Annotated in this window: 16 protein-coding genes; 2 read left to right on the forward strand and 14 right to left on the reverse strand. The window is 69.4% G+C overall.

Annotation, left to right across the window (positions count from 1 at the left end; all coding sequences use genetic code 11):
- Positions 1 to 13: 13 nt before the first annotated feature.
- The 6 genes from ACIRRY_RS44460 to ACIRRY_RS44485 all read right to left on the reverse strand — a co-directional run bounded on the left by ACIRRY_RS44460 (position 14) and on the right by ACIRRY_RS44485 (position 7,788).
- Complete coding sequence (locus ACIRRY_RS44460) at positions 14 to 1,411, reverse strand: glycoside hydrolase family 43 protein (protein WP_403984789.1); 1,398 nt, start codon at positions 1,409 to 1,411, stop codon at positions 14 to 16.
- Between the two features lie 176 nt (positions 1,412 to 1,587).
- Positions 1,588 to 2,523 (reverse strand): ROK family protein, encoded by a 936-nt coding sequence (locus tag ACIRRY_RS44465; RefSeq protein ID WP_403984791.1) that lies wholly within the window; start codon positions 2,521 to 2,523, stop codon positions 1,588 to 1,590.
- A complete protein-coding gene (locus ACIRRY_RS44470) occupies positions 2,520 to 4,172 on the reverse strand; it encodes a dipeptide ABC transporter ATP-binding protein (protein ID WP_403984793.1) in 1,653 nt (550 codons plus the stop codon). Before ACIRRY_RS44470 ends, ACIRRY_RS44465 begins: the two co-directional genes overlap by 4 nt.
- Positions 4,169 to 5,041: an ABC transporter permease gene (locus ACIRRY_RS44475; protein WP_403984843.1), complete on the reverse strand. Its 873-nt coding sequence runs from the start codon at positions 5,039 to 5,041 to the stop codon at positions 4,169 to 4,171. Before ACIRRY_RS44475 ends, ACIRRY_RS44470 begins: the two co-directional genes overlap by 4 nt.
- 26 nt (positions 5,042 to 5,067) lie before the next feature.
- A complete protein-coding gene (locus tag ACIRRY_RS44480; protein WP_403984795.1) occupies positions 5,068 to 6,027 on the reverse strand; it encodes an ABC transporter permease in 960 nt (319 codons plus the stop codon).
- Between the two features lie 3 nt (positions 6,028 to 6,030).
- Complete coding sequence (locus ACIRRY_RS44485; RefSeq protein ID WP_403984797.1) at positions 6,031 to 7,788, reverse strand: peptide ABC transporter substrate-binding protein; 1,758 nt, start codon at positions 7,786 to 7,788, stop codon at positions 6,031 to 6,033.
- Positions 7,789 to 7,968: 180 nt separating this feature from the next.
- On the opposite strand from ACIRRY_RS44485, the gene ACIRRY_RS44490 reads away from it, so the two are divergent.
- Positions 7,969 to 9,168: an ROK family protein gene (locus tag ACIRRY_RS44490; protein ID WP_403984799.1), complete on the forward strand. Its 1,200-nt coding sequence runs from the start codon at positions 7,969 to 7,971 to the stop codon at positions 9,166 to 9,168.
- Positions 9,169 to 9,243: 75 nt separating this feature from the next.
- Positions 9,244 to 10,752 carry a M81 family metallopeptidase gene (locus ACIRRY_RS44495; protein ID WP_403984801.1) on the forward strand — a complete coding sequence of 503 codons (1,509 nt, stop codon included), beginning with the start codon at positions 9,244 to 9,246 and terminating at the stop codon, positions 10,750 to 10,752.
- On the opposite strand, the gene ACIRRY_RS44500 is transcribed toward ACIRRY_RS44495, so the two are convergent.
- The 8 genes from ACIRRY_RS44500 to ACIRRY_RS44535 form a co-directional block, all read right to left on the reverse strand.
- Positions 10,733 to 11,350 (reverse strand): GTP-binding protein, encoded by a 618-nt coding sequence (locus ACIRRY_RS44500; protein WP_403984803.1) that lies wholly within the window; start codon positions 11,348 to 11,350, stop codon positions 10,733 to 10,735. The genes ACIRRY_RS44495 and ACIRRY_RS44500 overlap by 20 nt on opposite strands.
- A complete protein-coding gene (locus tag ACIRRY_RS44505) occupies positions 11,337 to 11,696 on the reverse strand; it encodes a DUF742 domain-containing protein (protein WP_019071425.1) in 360 nt (119 codons plus the stop codon). Before ACIRRY_RS44505 ends, ACIRRY_RS44500 begins: the two co-directional genes overlap by 14 nt.
- Position 11,697: 1 nt before the next feature.
- Entirely contained in the window at positions 11,698 to 12,129 is a 432-nt protein-coding gene (locus tag ACIRRY_RS44510) for a roadblock/LC7 domain-containing protein (RefSeq protein WP_200678384.1), read from the reverse strand.
- Between the two features lie 11 nt (positions 12,130 to 12,140).
- Positions 12,141 to 14,522, reverse strand: coding sequence for a nitrate- and nitrite sensing domain-containing protein (locus ACIRRY_RS44515; RefSeq protein WP_403984806.1), 2,382 nt, complete (start codon positions 14,520 to 14,522; stop codon positions 12,141 to 12,143).
- A 39-nt stretch (positions 14,523 to 14,561) separates the two neighbouring features.
- Entirely contained in the window at positions 14,562 to 15,575 is a 1,014-nt protein-coding gene (locus tag ACIRRY_RS44520) for a substrate-binding domain-containing protein (RefSeq protein WP_403984808.1), read from the reverse strand.
- A gap of 225 nt (positions 15,576 to 15,800) precedes the next feature.
- Positions 15,801 to 16,604, reverse strand: a complete 804-nt coding sequence (locus ACIRRY_RS44525) for an SAM-dependent methyltransferase (protein ID WP_403984810.1) — start codon at positions 16,602 to 16,604, stop codon at positions 15,801 to 15,803.
- A gap of 398 nt (positions 16,605 to 17,002) precedes the next feature.
- A complete protein-coding gene (locus tag ACIRRY_RS44530) occupies positions 17,003 to 17,401 on the reverse strand; it encodes an AsnC family protein (RefSeq protein ID WP_403984812.1) in 399 nt (132 codons plus the stop codon).
- 16 nt (positions 17,402 to 17,417) lie between these two features.
- Positions 17,418 to 17,873 carry a tellurite resistance TerB family protein gene (locus tag ACIRRY_RS44535; protein ID WP_043686538.1) on the reverse strand — a complete coding sequence of 152 codons (456 nt, stop codon included), beginning with the start codon at positions 17,871 to 17,873 and terminating at the stop codon, positions 17,418 to 17,420.
- Between the last annotated feature and the right edge of the window lie 82 nt (positions 17,874 to 17,955).

A 17,955-nucleotide genomic window follows, 5' to 3' on the forward strand; every position in this document is an offset into this window, starting at 1 on the left:
TGCCCGGACGGGTCTAGTACCCGACGTGGAACGTCGCGTCCTGCTGGTCCGTGGCGGTCGAGATCGGGTCGATGCGCAGCACGTAGTTGGAGTGCCGGATGTAGCGCGTCGGGTTGTTGTACGACCGGAAGGACGCCCAGGAGGCGTCGGCGAGCCCAGCGGTCCGGTAGAACGTGGCGTCCCCGGCGAACGCCGACGTGCCGTCGTTCACGTCCAGTTGGAGCGCGTAGTTGTAGTGCCGCAGATATCTGGTCGGGTAGTTGACCGACTGGAAGGACACCCCCGCGCTGTCCGTGAGACCCGGCACCAGCGTCCACTGCGAGTCGGTGTACGGGTCGAAGGCGTACTCGTCGATCCGCCCGACGAAGTTGGAGTGCCGGACGTAACGCGCCGGATAGTTGTAGGACTTGAGCCGGTTCCAGGCGGGCGTGCCCCACTTGGCGACCAGGTTGGCGTACTCGGCCGCGGTGATCGGCTGGATTCCGCAGTGCTTGGAGTTGAGCGGCTGGGTGTAGAGCTTCTGGTCGACGGCCGTCCAGGTGCCTGCGGCGAGGCTGCTGGTCTGCCAGGCGTAGAAGACGCCGTTGGGGTCCCAGGTGTCACCCCAGAGGTACCAAGTCCCGCTCGAAGCAAGGGACTTGACCAGAGTCGGCGCCTCGGTGCCGTTGTGCGAGACCGCCGTGCTGAACTCGGCGAAGCTCCCCGGGTCCAGTGACGTGGACTTCGCGCCGACCAGCGTCGAGTTCTTCTTGAAGTAGAGGTAGTTGACCCCGTTCACGCCCACCGCGAGGTCGCCGTCGATGACGTCGTAGCCGGGGTCGAAGAACACCTGCGGATCACCGGCGGTCACGAAGTCGCTCGTGTAGTTGACCATGATGACGTTGTGGCCGCTGTCGTTGACGGCCGAGTAGATCACGCCGTACTGCCCGCGCCCCGCGTCCCAGTACGACTCCGGCGCCCAGGCGTGGGTGTCCAGACTGTGCACCTTCATCCGCCGGTAGCCGGTGAAGGTGCGCAGGTCGGTGGAGTCCCAGACGTGCAGGTACTGGCTGACGTACGACCAGTCGGTGCCGTTGAGGTCGGTCGCGAGGACCACGAACGTGCCGTCCTGCTTGCGCAGGATGAACGGGTCGCGCAGGCCCAGGGAGCCCGCGGTGGGGGTGGCGACGGGGGCGTTCTGGTTCAGCGGGGTCCACTGCAGACCGTCGGGGCTGACGGCGAGGTGCAGACCGTAGTTGGCGCCGAGGAACGTCGGCGACTCGGTGAAGTAGCACATGACATAAGCCGAGTTGGTCGCGGCGTGCGCGCTCCCGGCGCCGAGCGTGAGCGCGCCGGTGGCCGCGAGGGGGACGGTCGCGGCCGCGCCGAGGAAGTGCCGGCGGGAGAGGTGGGGGAGGGGAGGGACGGCCATGTGTTCTCCAGGGGTGACGAGCGGGGGTGACGAGCGGCCCAACGTTCGGTATCCCGAACGCAGTTCGGTAAGTCGATCAGAAGGTAGAGATGGGGCGTGTGCGCGTCAATCACACGGTCGTGCTTGGCCGGTACTCGTCGTTCACGTAGGCGTCCGCTACGAGCCCCCTGTGTGGATCACGAGCCTCCGGCGCGGATCAGCAGCTCCGCCCGCGCCCGGGCCGCCGCCCCGATCGCCACCGCGTCACCGCCCAGCAGGGCCGGCAGTACCCGCACCGGACGGCCGCTCACCGGCGGCTCCAGCGCCAAGGTCTCCCGCACGGCGGACTCGACGAGCCCCCACGACCGGCTGACACCGCCGCCGATCACGCACGTCGTGACATCCAGCAGCCCCGCCGTGATCAGCAGCGCACGGGCCACCCCGCGCCCCAGCGCCGCGTACACGGCCCGCGCGTCCGGATCGCCCTGCCGGGCCGCCCCGGCGACCTCGCGGGCCGTGAGAGCGCGACCCGTCCGCTCCGCGTACCGCGCCGCGACCGACCGCCCCGACGCCAACGTCTCCAGATGCCCCCGACCGCCGCACGTGCACGGCAGATCGCCGAACCCCGGCACATGGCCGATCTCGCCCGCCGCCCCGCGCGGCCCGTCGTAAAGGGCGCCATTCAGCCACAGCGCGCCACCCACCCCGGTGCCGAGCGTCATCCCGAGCACGTTCTCCTCACCCGTGACAGCGCCCCGCGCCACCTCCCCGCGCAGAAACGCGTTCACGTCGTTGTCGAGGAACGCCGGTACGCCCAGGGCCTGTTGGACGGCCGCCGTCACCTCGAACCCGGCCCAGTCCCGGAACGAGTCGCTCGCCACGAGGATCCGCCCGGCCCGCACGTCCACGAGCCCGGCCGCACCGACCCCGACACCGAGCACCCGGGCGGGCGTACGGTCCAGCAGCAGCCGTAGCGCCGACAGCGCGGCGGCGAGCATGGCCGCGCCGCCCTCGCTCGCCGGTGTCGGCACCTCCGCCCGGTCCAGGACGTCGAGCCGGTCCGTGCACAGCACGACCTGGGTGCTCGTCCCGCCGATGTCGACGCCGACGATCACCTCGGGTGTGTCGCTCACGCGCCGGCCCCCGTCCCCGACGCCAACCGGTGTTCCCTGCGCTCCCGTTGGAGCACCGGATCAGGCACGGGTACGGCGGCGATGAGCCGACGCGTGTACGCGCTCTCCGGACGCAGCAAGGTCCGCGTGGTCGGCCCCTGTTCCTCGACCCGCCCGTCCCGCATCACGACCACGCGCCCCGCGAACCGCTGCACCACGGCCAGGTCGTGCGACACGAAGAGACAGGCGAACCCGAGTTCCTTCTGCAACTCGGCGATCACCTCCAGCACGGTCTGCTGCACACTCACGTCCAGCGCGCTCGTGGGCTCGTCCGCGACCAGCAGCCGGGGTTCGAGCACCAACGCCCGCGCGAGACTCACCCGCTGCCGCTGCCCACCGGACAGTTCACGCGGCCCACGCCGCGCCAACTCCCTGGGCAACCGCACCAGTTCGAGCACCTCGGCGACCCGCTCCCGCCGCTCGGCGGCCCCCATGCCACGCCGGTGCACCCGCAAGGGCTCGGCCACACACTCCGCGACACTCATCCGCGCGTCCAGCGACGCCACCGGATCCTGCAACACCACACCGACCCCGGCCAACAGCGCGCGCCGTGCCCGCCCCCGCGCCCCGCGCAGATCGGCCCCGAAGAGCGAAACACTCCCCGACTCCGGCGCGACCAGCCCAAGGGCCACCCGCGCGGCGGTCGACTTCCCCGATCCGGACTCACCGACCAGCCCCACGGTCTCCCCGGCCCGCACGGTCAGTGACACATCCTCCAGCGCCCGTACGGCACGCGGCCCACGCCCGAACTGCACGGCAATGCACCGGAGTTCGACGACCGGCGCCCCTTCGGCCTCCTCGCGCACGGCACCCACGGACCCGCTCACCGCGAGCCGAGGCACGGCGGCCAGCAACCGCCGCGTGTACTCGTGCGAGGGCCGCAACAACACGTCCTCCACAGTCCCCGTCTCCACGACCTCCCCCTCCAGCATCACGGCGACCCGGTCGGCGAAATCGGCGACGACGCCCATGTTGTGCGTGACCAGCAGCACGCCGGTACCCGAGTCGGCGGCCAACGCCCGCAGCAGATCGAGGATCTCGGCCTGCACGGTGACATCGAGGGCGGTGGTCGGCTCGTCCGCGACCAGCAGTCCGGGCGAGTTGGCGATGGCCATGGCGATGACGACCCGCTGCCGCTGCCCACCCGACAACTCGAACGGAAACGCGGAGGCCCGCCGCTCGGGGTCGGGAATCCCGACTCGACGCAACAACGCGACGGCTTCAGCGGCGGCCTCCCGCCGCGACACGTCCCGGTGATTCCGTACAACCTCCGCTATCTGCCTGCCGATTCGGGTCAGCGGATCAAGAGCGGTGGCCGGTTCCTGAAAGACCATGGAGGCGGTACGCCCACGCAGCCGCGCGAGTTCGGCCTCACCGGCGCCGACCACATCGGTACCGCCGACCGAAACACCCCCGGACGCACGGGCGTTGCCGGGCAACAGCCCGAGCGCGGCGAGGGCCACGGTCGACTTCCCGGACCCGGACTCACCGACAAGCGCCAGCGTCTCCCCGGGCGCGACCCGCAGCGAAACCCCGCGCACGGCGGGCACATCACCGCTCTCCGTCGAGAACGTAACACCCAGATTCTCTATCTCCAGGATGTCGTTCATCCGCGTCCCTTCACGTCGAAGGCGTCGCGCAGCCCGTCGCCGATCGCGTTGAACGCGCACACGACGAGGATGATCGCGAGGCCCGGTGGAACGATCAGCCACCAGCGTCCCGAGTAGGCGGCCGTCAGCCCCGCCGAGAGCATGCCGCCCCAGTCGGTCGCCGGCGGCTGAACTCCCAGCCCCAGATAGGACACATAGGCGACGAGCAGAATCGCGTCGGCGACCTGGAAGGTGGCCGCGACGACGATCGTCGACACCGAGTTGGGCAGGATGTGCCGCGCGATGGCCCGGGTGTGGGTACCGCCGATGGCCCGCAGTGTCAGCACATAGTCGCGCCTCTTCAACGTCAACGTCTCGGCCCGCACAAGCCGCGAGGGCACGAGCCAGGACACCAGCCCCAGGATGACGATCAGCCCCGGCACACCAGGCGTGGTGATGGCGGACACGACCAGCAGTATGAACAGGGCGGGAATGGCGATCCCGGCATCCACGACCCGCATCATCACGGCATCGACCCACCCGCCCGCATACCCCGCGATCGACCCCCAGAGCGTCCCGATGACAGTGGCGAGCACCCCGGCGGCCAGCCCAACGAGCAACGAGACTTTCCCGCCGTACATGAGTCGCCCCAACTCGTCATGCCCCACGGCATCGGTACCGAGCCAATGGGAGCCACTGGGGCTGAGGTTGACCTGCGTGAGGTCCGTATGGGTCTGGTCGGTGGAGTAGAGGAGAGGCCCGAGGAAGCAGAACGCGAAAAACAGGGCAACTATCACGATCCCGGCAACAGCAAGCTTATTGCGCGCGAAGCGCGCTCTCAGGGGCGCGGGGCTGTTTCGATGTGCGGCTCCGCCGCGGGGCGCGACCAGCCCCCACCGGCGCGCACTCCGAACACTCACGCCAGACCCCCCTTTACGCGAGGATCAACAACCCGCTGAACAACATCCGCGAGCAGCGTCCCCACCACAGTCGCGACGGAAATGACGAGCACGCACCCCAGCAGCACCGGATAGTCCGAAGACTGAGCCGCGCTCCAGAACAACAGCCCCATCCCCGGGTAGTTGAAGAGCTGCTCAACCACCAGCGCACCCCCGAACAACACCGGCACGTAGTACCCCAACATCGCGATCACCGGCGTCAACGAGTTCCGGAAGACATGCTTGAAGAGGATCGCCCCCTGCCGAGAACCCCCCGCCCGAGCCGTCCTCACGTAGTCCTCGGAAAGGTTCTCCAAGGTCGCGGCCCGCATGTACCGACTGAACACGGCGACCATCGATGCCGCCCCGGTCACCACAGGCAGCACCAACGCAACGGGATCAGCGAAGACTTGACCCACCGTGTCCCCCTGCGGCGCCTGCGAGGGAAACCACCGCAACACCTGCGTGAACACCAGCACCAGCACAAGTCCCAGGAAGTACACGGGAGTCGAGTACGCCACGAAGCTCAACGTCGTGATGACATAGTCGGCCGGCTTGTTCCGCCGCACCGCCTGCCACATGCCCAACGGAAGGGCGAGCCCCAGCCCGACCACCGCCGACAACACGGTCAACACCAGGGTTTTCGGGAGCCGTTGCTCGATGAGCTGCGACACCGCCTCGTTCAGGGTGTACGACGTACCGAGGTCCCCGTGCGCCAACTGCCGCAGGTAGTACAGGTACTGCACGGGCAACGGCCGGTCGAGCCCCTGGTCGTGGTTGAAGAGCGTGATCTGCTGGGGTGTGGCCTGCGGCCCGAGGATCCCGCGCGCGGGCCCCCCTGGCAGCGCGTGCAGCAGACCGAACACCACGACCGTCACGATGAGGATCACGACCAGCGCCTGCGCGATCCGCCGGGTCAGATACAGGAGGGTGTCCATGCCTCAGCCGGTCCACTTCCACTGTGCCGGGTGGAAGTTGGCGAGCGGGTCCTGCGAGAAGCCGCCGAGGCCGTTCTTGACGACGGAGATCTGGTAGTCCGGCTCGGGCAGCCAGATCACCGGCAGATCCTTGGCGAGGGCCGCGCTGTAGTCCTGGATCGCCTGGGTCGAACTCGACGTCGTGGACGCGGAGATGAGCTTGTCGACGTCGGCGTTGGAGTAGTTGCCGAAGTTCGCGCCGCCCTTGGACTGGAACAGGGAGTCGCCGGTCGGGAAGGCCGGGAAGTACCAGCTGCCCGCCGTACCGAAGTAGGACAGCTGCCACTTGCAGATCGACTGCGAGGCCGTGCACTGCGGGGTCTGCGACAGCACGGAGTTGACCGGCGCGGTCTTGATGGAGAACGTGATGCCGGTCTTCGCGAGCGAGGACTGGATCGCGCTCATCATGTTGTCGGTCACCGTCGAACCGGACTGCGACAGCACCTGCATCTTGAACTTCGTCCCCTTGGCGACCCCTTCACCGCACTGGGCGGCCCCGGTGCCCGGGCCGGTGCAGGTCATGACCCCACCCTCCTCGCTCCAACCATGGCCGGTGAGCAGGGACTTGGCGGCCGAGGTCGAGAACGGATACGGGTCGCTCTTCTGCGCGGCCGACAGGAACGACGAGCTCTGCGCCTGCGGAATCGGGCCGTACCCGGGCACCGCCGTGCCGTTGAAGATGACCTTCGACAGACCGCTCTGGTCGATGGACCGCTGGACGGCCTGCCGGGCGTAGAGCTGCTTGAACACGGCACCCATGGAAGGGTTGTTGAAGTTGTACGGCATGTAGGTGATCGCCCAGCCCGACCAGGGTTTCACCGTGTAGCCCTGCGCGGTGAAGCTGTCCTTCTGGTCGAGGTCGGTCGCCTCGATGTAGCCGTAGTCGACGCTCCCGGAGCGCAGCGCGTTCTTCTCCGCGTCCGCCGTCGTGAACGGCAGGAGGTTCACGGTGGGGATGCCGGCCTTCTCGCCGCCGTCGTACTTCGAGTTGGCGGCCAGGACGACCTTGCCGGCCGTGGAGAAGGACTTCACGGTGTACGGGCCGCTGATCGTCTTCCACAGGGCGTTCGTCGCGTAACCGCTGATGCTCTTGGCCGCGTTGTTGAGGTACGTCCAGTCCTGCTTGGCGTCTCCGGCCTTGTCCCACGCGTGCTGGGGGAGCGGGTTGATCTGGCTCAACTCGTTGGCCAGCATCCACTGCGGGTTGTACGCCTTGTCGAAGGTGATCGTGAAGTGGCGGGTGTCCACGGTCTTGAAGGACGTCCAGTTGTCCGGCGCCTTGCCCGGGTTGTAGCCCGCCCACTGCGCCTTGTTCGCCTTGATGAGGTCGAACCAGAACTTCACGTCGGCGGAGGTGATCGGCTTCCCGTCGCTCCAGTGCCGCTCGCCGAGGGTGATCGTGACGCTCTTGTTGTCGGCCGCGAAGTCGGCGGCGGTCGCCACCGAGCCCTTCTTGTTCCAGCCCATGGTGCCGGTCGAGCCGTCGTACGCGATCAGCGGCTCCCACAGCGAGTTCGCGATGGAGATGTTGTTGGTGTTGAGGTGCGCGGCGGTGCCGATCGGGAGGATCCAGTTCGGGGTGAAGTTCGCGGGCAGCGCGTAGTCGATGGAGTCGTGGGACCCGGAGGACGACGTACCGCTCGACCCGGAACAGCCCGCGAGCAGCAGCGAGGCCGTGGTCAGGGAGGCACCGGCGAGGAGTCTCGAGCGAACAGGGGACATGGTTCTCCTCGGAAAAAGAGGGGTGGAGGCGGGAGTGAGGACAGTCAACGACCCCTGTGGTCGAAGAAATAGGCGTGGCGCTGTAAAAAGCCTGTTACTGCCGTTCTGAAAAAAGCGCACAGGGCATCCGGGTGACTTACGCTCATCGCCTCGTTCGTCGATCCGGAAGTAACTTCCTTCATGCCTGAAAAAAGTGCGCACCGCCGGAAGAGCACCTCGGGCGTCTCCTCACAGGCCGAGCACGTCCTGGAACTCCTCGCCTCCGGGCAGGCCGCCACCCGCACCGAACTCGCCGAGCTGCTCGGTGCCGCGCCCTCGACGATCTCCCTCGCCGTGGGCCAACTGGTGTCCCTGGGCCTGGTCGCCGAGCACGGCACGCGCTCCTCGACCGGCGGCCGGCCGCGCAAGGTGCTGCGGCTGGGCGGCAGCGACGGGTTCGCGGTCGCGGCCGAACTCGGCGGCAAGCACGCACACGTGGGCGTCGTCCTGCCCGGCGGCGGACTCACCGACGTCTCGACGGTGCCCTTCGCCACGGCGGACGGCCCCGAGGCCGCGCTGCCCGGTCTCGCCGAGACGCTCACCGCGCTCGCCGACCGGCACGGGAGGGACCGCCTGCGGGGCGTGGGCCTGTGCCTGCCCGGCCCGGTCGACATCGCCTCCGGGATCGTCACGCTGCCCGCCCGGATGCCCGGCTGGAACAGGTTCCCCATCCGCGACTGGCTCGCCGAACGCTTCGAGGTACCGGCCGCCGTCGAGAACGACGCCAACTGCATGGCCGTCGGCGAACACACCGTCCAGCCCGCCGAACGACGCCAGTCGATCATGGTCAAGGTGGGCACCGGGATCGGCGCCGGAGTCATCGCCGACGGCCGCCTCTACCGCGGCGGCACCGGCGCCGCCGGCGAGATCACCCACGTCCGCGTGGAGGCCGCCCAGGACACCCCCTGCTCCTGCGGCAACACCGGCTGCCTGGAGACGGTCGCCTCCGGCGCCGCCCTCGTCCGCATCCTGCGCGGCCACGGCCTCGACGTGACGACCACCGAGGACGTCGTACGCCTGGCCACCGACGCCCACCCCGAAGCAACCCGAGCGGTCCGCCAGGCCGGCCGCTACCTCGGCCAGGTCCTGGCAGCCAACGTCAACTTCTTCAACCCCGACGCCGTGTATCTGGGCGGCATCCTCTCCACCCTGGAACCTTTCGTGGCAGCGGTCCGCAGCCAGCTCTACGAGGGCTGCCACCCCCTGGTCACAGAACACCTGGTGATCGACCGAGCAAGCCTGGGCGCAGACGCGGGCCTGGTGGGCGCAGGCCAGTTCGCCCTACAGAGGGCTTTGGCCCAGGCACTCCAAACGGTCACAGATAGACCGGCGGCGCGATGAGTTGCTTTTAGGGGCGCGGGGAACTGCGCGACCAGCCACAACGAGCCGGCACACGACACACAACCTGGAGCCTCCGTGCCTTCATCCCGCCCCACAATCGCCATCGCAGGCCTCGGCATAGAATCCTCAACCTTCTCCCCGGCCCGCACGAACGCCTCGGCCTTCCACCCCCAACGAGGCCAAGAGGTCCTCACCCGCTACCCCTTCCTCAACCCCGGCACCCCGCTCCGGGAAGCCGCAGACTGGCAAGGCGCCCTCGTCGGCAAGGCCCTCCCCGGCGGCACGGTCACGGCCGCCGCGTTCACCCGACTCTCCGACGAACTCATCGCCCGCCTAAGGGAGTTGGGTCCGCTAGACGGCCTCTGGTATGACATCCACGGCGCGATGACAGTAGAGGGCATGGACGACGCCGAGGCCCACCTCCTCACCCGCATCCGGCAAACCATCGGCCCCCACCCACGCGTGTCGACCTCGATGGACCTCCACGGCAACGTCTCCCGCGAACTGGTCCACGCCACCGACCTGATCACCTGCTATCGCATGGCCCCGCACGAGGACGCCATGGACACCAAGGAACGCGCCGCCCGCAACCTCGTCGACCACCTGGCAAGCGGCGCCCCCCGCCCGGTCAAGGCCTGGATCCCGGTACCGGTATTCCTCGCGGGCGAGCAGACCTCCACCCGTATCGAACCGGCGAAGAGCGTCTACGCGGCCGTAGCAGACGTAGAGGCGAAAGAGGGGGTCACGGACGCGGCGATCTGGGTCGGCTACGCGTGGGCGGACGAGCCCCGCAACCGGGCCGCGGTCGTCGTCACCGGACCGTCCGCCCCCCAAGTCACCGCAGGCGCCGAACAGTTGGCACGCGGCTTCTGGGACGCCCGGCACGACTTCGCGTTCGTCGCCCCGACCGGCACCCTGGCCGACTGCCTGGACGAGGCCCTCGCCTCCATCGCCCGCCCGTACTTCATCAGCGACACCGGCGACAACCCGACCGCCGGCGGCGCGGGAGACGTCACCTGGGGACTCCAACAGGTGCTGGAGCGCCCGGAGTTCAAGGACCAGGACGGTCCGACGGTCATCTACGCCTCACTGCCCGGACCGGCCGCCGTAGAGGCAGCGGAGCGAGCCGGAGTCGGCGCCACCGTGACCGTCACAGCCGGCGCCGAGGTCGACGACCGTCACGCGCCCCCGCTCACCCTCACCGGTGTCGTCCACTCGGTCCGGCACGGCGACCGGGACGCGGGGACCGAAGTGGTCCTCAGGGTCGGCAGCGTGCAAGTGGTCCTGACCCGGCTGCGGAAGCCGTACCACCACGAACACGACTTCACCGAACTGGAGTTGGACCCGCGCTCCGCCGATCTCGTGCTCGTCAAGATCGGCTATCTCGAACCCGAACTGTTCGCCATGGCCGCCGACTGGAAGATGGCCCTCACCCCGGGCGGGGTCGACCAGGACCTGGTCCGGCTCGGTCATCACCGCATCCGGCGGCCGATGTTCCCCTTCGACCACGCCATGCCCGACCCGGACCTCACGGCCCGGGTCATCGGTCCCTCGGACGAGCCGCTCACCGGGGCGGACGAGTGAGCTTGCCGCCGTCGCCGTCCTCGATGGCCGCCTCGATCAACTGGTCCAGCAGCGCGATCAGTACGTTCCGGCACGAGTCGCGCTCCCGCGCGTCGCACAGCAGCACCCGGACGTCCTCGGGGAGGGCCAGCGCCTCGCGCACCGCCTCCGCGGGGTAGGGGTGTTCGCCGTAGAAGCCGTTCACGCCCACCACGAACGGGATGCCCCGGCGTTCGAAGAAGTCGACGGCCGCGAAGCTGGACTTCGGGCGGCGGACGTCGATCAGGACGACCGCGCCGAGCGCGCCGAGCGCCAGGTCGTTCCACATGAACCAGAAGCGCTGCTGGCCCGGGGTGCCGAACAGATACAGCACCAGGTCCTGGCCGATGGTGATCCGGCCGAAGTCCAGGGCCACGGTGGTGGCCCGTTTCTCCTCGATGCCGTCGAGGTCGTCGACGGCGAGGCCCGCCACGGTCAGCGGTTCCTCGGTGCGCAGCGGCGCGATCTCGCTGACCGCACCGACCATGGTGGTCTTGCCGACCCCGAAGCCCCCCGCGATCAGGATCTTGACCGTCTCGGGCGGCGCGGGTGCCGGAGCGATGGTGTCAGAGCCGGCCAAGGCCCTCCCTCACTTTCTGCAGCAGGTCCATGTCCGGGCTGGTACGGGAGACCGGGTGCGGCGGACGGGCCGTGATCAGACCCGCCTCCAGCAGATCGCAGAGCATGATCACTACCACGCTCACCGGAAGGTCGACAAGGGCGGCGACCTCCGCGACCGCCAGCGGCTCGGCGCACAGTCGCAGGATGCGGGACTGCTCCGGTTGCGGCCGGGGTGCCCGCGCGGGCGCCGGGTCGACCGCGGTCACCGTGGTGATGAGGGTGAAATCGGCGCGGCTGGGCCGGGTTCTACCACCGGTCAGCGTGAACGGCCGTACGAGCCGCCCCGCCGCGTCGCCACCGCTCACCTCACTCGCCGGCGCCGGCCGCGGGGCCGACGCCGGCCCGCGGCGCGGCGCTGAGATGCTCGCCTATCTTCTTCACCAGCATGTTCATCTGGTACGCCACGACCCCGACGTCCGCGCCCGGACCGGTCAGGACCACCAGATGGGCGCCGGGGCCCGCCGAGGTGAGGATCAGATAGCTGTTCGCCATCTCGATCAGCGCCTGGCGCACCGGACCGCCCCGGAAGTCCATGCTGACCCCCTTGCTGAGGCTCATCAGACCGGACGCGGTGGCCGCGAGCCGCTCGGCGTCGTCGCGCAGGAATCCGGTGGACTTGCTGACGACCAGGCCGTCCTCGGACAGCACGACGGCCTGGTTCACCTCGGCCACCCGGTCCACGAGTCCGGTGAGCAACTGGTCGAGCTGGGTGTGCGTGGCGGGGACGGGTCGTGTCATGGCGGAGTCCTTCATGAGCGGTCGGCGGGCGGATTGGGGGAGGCTGCTGCTTCCTCCCGGTCGTACTGCGTCGGCGCGTCGCCGTCGATGGCGTCCCGCGCCTGGAACGTGCCACGCTGGAACCCGGCCAGCGAGGATGCCGCGCGCTCCGCGGTGAAGTCTTCCAGCTCCAGGTCCTCCTCGACCGGGGCGGCCTCCTCCCGCAACTCACTGGCCAGACTGGTCTGCGGCACCCGCCGCGGCAACGGGGTGAGCCCACCGAGCCCGACCGCGACCGACTCGTTCTCGGGCGACCGCGCCGGCGGTACGACGGGCCGGGCCTTGGGCGCGGGACCCGACGCGTCAACATCCCGGTCCGCCAAGGCGGTTGCCGCGGCGGCGGCCGTCCGCTCCGCCTTCTCCGCTACGGCGGTCACTTCCGCGTCGGCGCGTTTCGAGGCGCCCGGAGCGGACTCCTCGGGGGCCTCGGGCACGACGATCTCGTGCGGGATCAGCACGATCGCGGTCGTGCCGCCGTACGGCGAGGAGCGCAGCGTCACCGCGATGCCGTGCCGGACGGCGAGCCGGGCGATCACGAACATGCCCAGCCGCAGGTCGTCGGCGAGCGCGACCACGTCGAACTGCGGGGCCACCGCGAGCTGTCCGTTGAGCGAGGCGTAGTCCTCCTCGGACATGCCGAGCCCGCGGTCCTCGACCTCGATCACGAGACCCTTGGCGACCATCGCGGCCCGTACCCCGACGGGGCTGGGCGCGGGGGAGTACACGGTCGCGTTGTCGATCAGCTCGGCCAGCAGGTGGATCACGTCCGCGACCGCGGGCGGCGCCAGGCACACCTCCTCCTCGGTGTGCACCTCCACCCGCTGGTACTCGGCGACCTCACCGACGGCACTGCGCAGGATGTCGATCAGCGCGACCGGCTCGGTCCAGCTGCGGCGCGGCTGCTCACCGCTGATGACGACGAGGTTCTCCTCGTAGCGGCGCAACTGGCTTGCCGTGGAGTCCAGTTCGTACAGGCCGCGCAGCACCTCGGGGTCGTCGTGCCGGCGTTCCAGCTGGTCGAGCTTGGTGAGCTGGAGGTTGACCAGGTTCTGGCTCTGCCGGGCGATGCCGAGGATGACCTTCTGGAAACCCCGCCGGGTGTCGGCGAGTTCGACCGCGGTGTGCACGGCGGTGCGCTGCGCGGCGTTGAACGCCTGGGCCACCTGGCCGAGTTCGTCGTCGCCGTAGTCCAGCGGCGGGGTCGCCGACTCCACGTCGATCTTCTCGCCCCGGTTCAACCGGGCCACCACGTCCGGCAGTCGGTCCTCCGCGAGGCCCAGCGTGGCCACCTTCAGACCGCGCAGCCGGCGGGACAGGGAGCGGGTGATCCGCCAGGACATGCCGACGCACAGCAGCAGGGCGCCGAGTCCGCCCGCGCTCAGCGAGCCGGCCGTCACGAGCAGGCTGTGCGCCTTGTCGGAGCTGCGGTCCAGGAGCCCGTCCGTCTGCTGCCTGATCATGTCCGTGTACTGGTCGCCGACCTCGGACAGCGCGGCGTTCCACTGCTTCTGCAGGTCGGGCAGGGCGACCTGGCCGTCCTTGCCGCCGCTCGTGGTGCCGGCCGCGAGTACCTGGTCCTCCACCGACTCCAGGGTCTTCCACTCCGCGCTCTGGAGCACCCGCTCGACCTGTGCCTTCGCACTGCCGGTGAACATGCCGACGATCTGGTTCTCGACCAGCCAGCGCCGGGCGTGCACCTGCTCCGCGAACTGCTCCCACGCCGCGTCGTCGAAATGCCCCGAGGGCCAGGCCAGCGTCAGTTGCGCGTCCTCGACGGAGACCATCTCGGCCCCGCGCTCCAGCGTGATGAGCGGACCGGCCTGCGAGGTGAGGTCGCCGTCGTCCACCTGGGACAGCGCCTGGAACGCCTGCATCTGGTCGTTGATGATCGAGGTGTACTGGTCCAGCACCTGCTGGGCCGTGATGTCGGTGGGCTTGTCGACCTGGCCGCGGTAGTACTCCAGGCTGTCCACCGAGGCGACGACCGAGTACATCCGGTCCCTGATGCGGGCCGGCGCCTTCTTGATCGCGCCTGACTGGCCCACGAGTTGGGCCACCGCCTTGTCCGTCTTCACGCGCTGCGCGTCCAGCGCGGCACGGGAGCTGTGCGGCGCGGACAGCCACGCCGCCGAGAGACTGCGCTCCTGCTGGAGCGCGAGCGCGGCCTCGGTGCCCATGGCGCCGGTCGACCTGCTCAACTCCGTCTGCGAGCGCAGCCGTAGCCCTTCCGCGAACATCTGGGACGTCGTCAGGCCCCACATGGCGGCCAGCGTGATGCTGGGGACCAGCGCGAGCAGGATCAGGGAAAGACGTATGGAACCGACGCGGCGCCGGGCACCTGTCCGTGGAGACATCGTGGTCGTCCTCGCTACATCCTCGTACGAAGTGTCCGGTCAGCGCGTTCCGTTGGCCGCGAACTCCGCGACCGCGCCGACGTTCGTCTTCGTCACGAACGCCGGACCGGTGAGCACGGGAGCCACCCCGCCGCCACTGATGTTGCCGTTGGTCTTGTACAGCCACAACGAGTCCACGGCCAGATAGCCCTGCAGATACGGCTGTTGATCGACCGCGAACTGTACGGCCCCGCTCTGTACGGCCTTGACCAGGTCCTGGTTGAGGTCGAAGGTCGCGACCTTGGCCCTGCTGTCCGCCGCCTTCACGGACTTGACCGCGGCCAGGGCGAAATCGGCGCCCAACATGACCACTTCGTCGATGCTGGGGTCCTGCTTCAGCCGGTCCGTGACCCCCGCGGACACGGCGTCCATGTCGGTGCCGTCCACGTAGAGGTTGTCGGTCTCGCCGGTGAACGTCTTCTTCACGCCCGCGCAGCGCGCCTCCAGGGCCACATTGCCCCGCTCGTGGATCACGCACAGGGCGTGCTTGGCCTTGAGGGAGTCCAGTTTCTCGCCGATGGCGCGGCCCGCGACACTCTCGTCCTGCCCGAAGAACTCCAGGATGCCGTCCGACTGCCAGGAGTCGATACCGGAGTTGAGGCCGACCACCGGAATGTCCGAGGCCTTGGCCTGCGCGATCGGCGCCTTCATCGCGTCCGGCTTGGCGAGCGTCAGCGCGATGCCGTCGACCCCGTCCCGGATCGCGTCCCGCACCAGCTCCGCCTGCCCCTTGGCGTCGGGGTCGCTCGCGTACATCAGCTCGACGCCGTCCTTGGCCGCGGCGGCCTCGGCGCCCTTCTGCACCAGCAGCCAGAAGGCGTCGCCCTTGCTCGCGTGGGTGACCAGCGCGATCTTGAGCCGGCCCTTGCCCACGGCACCGGCCGTGTCCGTACCGGAGTCGGAACCCCCGGTCCCGGAGCAGCCGGAGAGCAGCAGAGAGCCCGCCACGGCGACGGTGAGCGCCGCGCCGCGTATGAGCCGGAAGGAGGCGTGAGATGCGGGAGGAGTGGTCATGGGGGGTGCGGCACCTCGCTGTGCGGCCGAGCTCGGGGACGGGGAGAGTTCGCCCGGGGCCGTATGAGGTACGCCGGCCGGGAGTCTCCCGTTGGCTCGGAGCAAATCGTGTGTGACCGCTGGTAGTCAAGTGAGCAGCGACATGGAGTGAGTTGTTGCTGCCGCATTGTGATCATCTCGACGTCGTACGGAAGTTGATGGGGTGAAGCGCGGGAGAATCGGTGGTTACGGTTTCCGGGCCACCGCCCCGTACATCGCGATGTCCGCGTCGCTGATCGGTTCGGTGTCCGTCCCGTCCGGACGCCACTTGTGCACCTGGACGATACCGGGCCCGACGAGTTCGAGCCCCGCGAAGAACTCCTCGGCCTCCGGATATGTACGCAGGCGCATCGGCATCCCGCGCGCCGCGTACTCACGGGCGACCCGGCCCACCTCGTCCGGCGCGAACTCGGCCGTACCGATGGACATCGCCAAGTAGCTGCCGGCGGGCAGGGGTTCGAGGAGCCGGCGCACGATGCCCACGGCGTCGTCGGCGTCCAGCACGAAGTGCACGATCGCGATCACCGTCAGCGCGACCGGCTCACCGGCGTCGAGCGTCCCGCGGAACTCCGGCGCGCGCAGGATCGCCGCCGGGTCCAGCATGTCGGCCTCGACGTACGCGGTCCGGCCCTCGGGCGTGCTGTCCAACAGGCCCTGGGACAGGGCGAGTACGAGCGGGTCGTTGTCCACGTAGACCACGCGCGCGTCCGCCGCCGTCGCCTGCGCGATCTCGTGGATGTTCGGCGAGGTCGGGATGCCGGAGCCGATGTCGAGGAACTGCCGTATGCCCGCCTCGCCGGCGAGATACCGCACGGCCCGGTTCATGAAGTCGCGGTTGGCCCGCATGTGCACCGGCATGGCGGGCCACTCCCGGATCATCGCGTCACCGGCCTCCTGGTCGGCGGGGTAGTGGTCCGTGCCGCCCAGGATGTAGTCGTAGATCCGGGCGGAGTGGGCGGTGGTGGTGTCGACGCGGCTGTGATCGGGCAAGGCGGGGCTCCCTGGGTGAGATCTCGTGGTCACGGGTGTCGCCGATGGAGGAAATCCTCGATCCCGGACGCCTGGCTGGAAGAGGTGTCCCCGCGATTCCACGCTCCGGTCATGAGTCAACTGGGCGCACCCTCACGGTCGTTCACCCCCGCGGGGTCCTACCCACGCCGATGGCCGGCACTCGTCGCCCTGTTCCTCGCGGAGGCGATGAACCTGCTGGACGCGACGGTCGTGCAGGTGGCCGCGCCCGCGATCCACATCGAGCTGGGCGGGACGGTGTCCGACGTCCAGTGGTTCACGACCGCCTGCACCCTGCCGTTCGCGGTCCTGCTGATCACCAGGCGCCGACCGGGCGACATCGCGGGCCGGCGTCTGCGGTCCCGTACCGGTCGGTCTCTTCACGCACGCCGAGCTGTTCGGCTCGTCCTGGCGTGCGGTGTTCCTGGGCAACGTCCCGCTCGCGCTCGTCGTCCTCGCCCTGTCCTACGACTGCCGGAGAACCGCGCCCCGAAGCGCCCGACCCTCGACCTCACCGGCACTCTGCCGGCCATGACCGGCACCGGACTTCTGGTCCTCCCGCTGATCGGGGGGCACATCTCCCGTCTGCCCGGCCGGAGTTGGGCCGCGGTGGTCGCAGGGCTGCTGATCCTCGCGGGCTTCGCACCGCACCAGCGCCGGGCGACGGTCCGGGCGGAGACGTCCAGGACCGCGGCGATCCGGTTGAAGGGCGCCCGGCCGTCGATATGCGGGGCGTGGACCAGGCCGCGGTCCAGGTCGTCGAACCTGCTTCCGGTCATGTGCCCCGGAGGCCGGTCAGAGGTCGAACTCGTGCGGCGGCAGGTCGAGGGTGAAGCACGCCTCGCGGACCACGGCCTGCTCGGTCTTGTCGAAGTCGCCGTCGGCGCCGCCGATCACGATGCCGATCTGGATCACGGCACGCGCCTCGGCGGGCTTCTTCTTCGCCTTGGCGATCTCCTGGAGCACGCTGACCTTGCCGAAGGCGAAGTCGGCGGTCAGCTTGTTCAGGTTCTCGTCGAAACGGCGCTGGAGGTCCATCGCGTCGAAGTTCTGCAGCACCTCGTTGCTCGCGATGAGCTGGGCGACGCGCTGCCGCTCCGAGGGGTCGACCGTGCCGTCGGCGGCGGCCACGAGCGCGCACATCGCCATGCTCGCGTCGCGGAACGCCCCGCTCTTCAGGTCGTTCTTCTTCGCCACGAGCTGGGTCTGCATCGTCGACGCGGACTCCTTGAAGCGGTCCCACAGGGCCATGCGAACTCCATGCGTAGTAGTCGTGCGTATACAAATCGTGGCTGCAGCACCGTGGAAACTCCCCGGCCCGGGGAGAAGTTCC

The organism is Streptomyces sp. NPDC101776, assembly GCF_044766845.1.
GTDB lineage: Bacteria > Actinomycetota > Actinomycetes > Streptomycetales > Streptomycetaceae > Streptomyces.

Excerpts from the sequence above, each read along its gene's own strand:
- ACIRRY_RS44460 (WP_403984789.1), bottom strand. The coding sequence starts at position 1,411 with ATGGCCGTCCCTCCCCTCCCCCACCTCTCCCGCCGGCACTTCCTCGGC.
- ACIRRY_RS44470 (WP_403984793.1), bottom strand. The coding sequence starts at position 4,172 with ATGAACGACATCCTGGAGATAGAGAATCTGGGTGTTACGTTCTCGACG.
- ACIRRY_RS44480 (WP_403984795.1), bottom strand. The coding sequence starts at position 6,027 with ATGGACACCCTCCTGTATCTGACCCGGCGGATCGCGCAGGCGCTGGTC.
- ACIRRY_RS44485 (WP_403984797.1), bottom strand. The coding sequence starts at position 7,788 with ATGTCCCCTGTTCGCTCGAGACTCCTCGCCGGTGCCTCCCTGACCACG.
- ACIRRY_RS44490 (WP_403984799.1), top strand. The coding sequence starts at position 7,969 with ATGCCTGAAAAAAGTGCGCACCGCCGGAAGAGCACCTCGGGCGTCTCC.
- ACIRRY_RS44510 (WP_200678384.1), bottom strand. The coding sequence starts at position 12,129 with ATGACACGACCCGTCCCCGCCACGCACACCCAGCTCGACCAGTTGCTC.
- ACIRRY_RS44515 (WP_403984806.1), bottom strand. The coding sequence starts at position 14,522 with ATGTCTCCACGGACAGGTGCCCGGCGCCGCGTCGGTTCCATACGTCTT.
- ACIRRY_RS44520 (WP_403984808.1), bottom strand. The coding sequence starts at position 15,575 with ATGACCACTCCTCCCGCATCTCACGCCTCCTTCCGGCTCATACGCGGC.
- ACIRRY_RS44530 (WP_403984812.1), bottom strand. The coding sequence starts at position 17,401 with ATGACCGGAAGCAGGTTCGACGACCTGGACCGCGGCCTGGTCCACGCC.
- ACIRRY_RS44535 (WP_043686538.1), bottom strand. The coding sequence starts at position 17,873 with ATGGCCCTGTGGGACCGCTTCAAGGAGTCCGCGTCGACGATGCAGACC.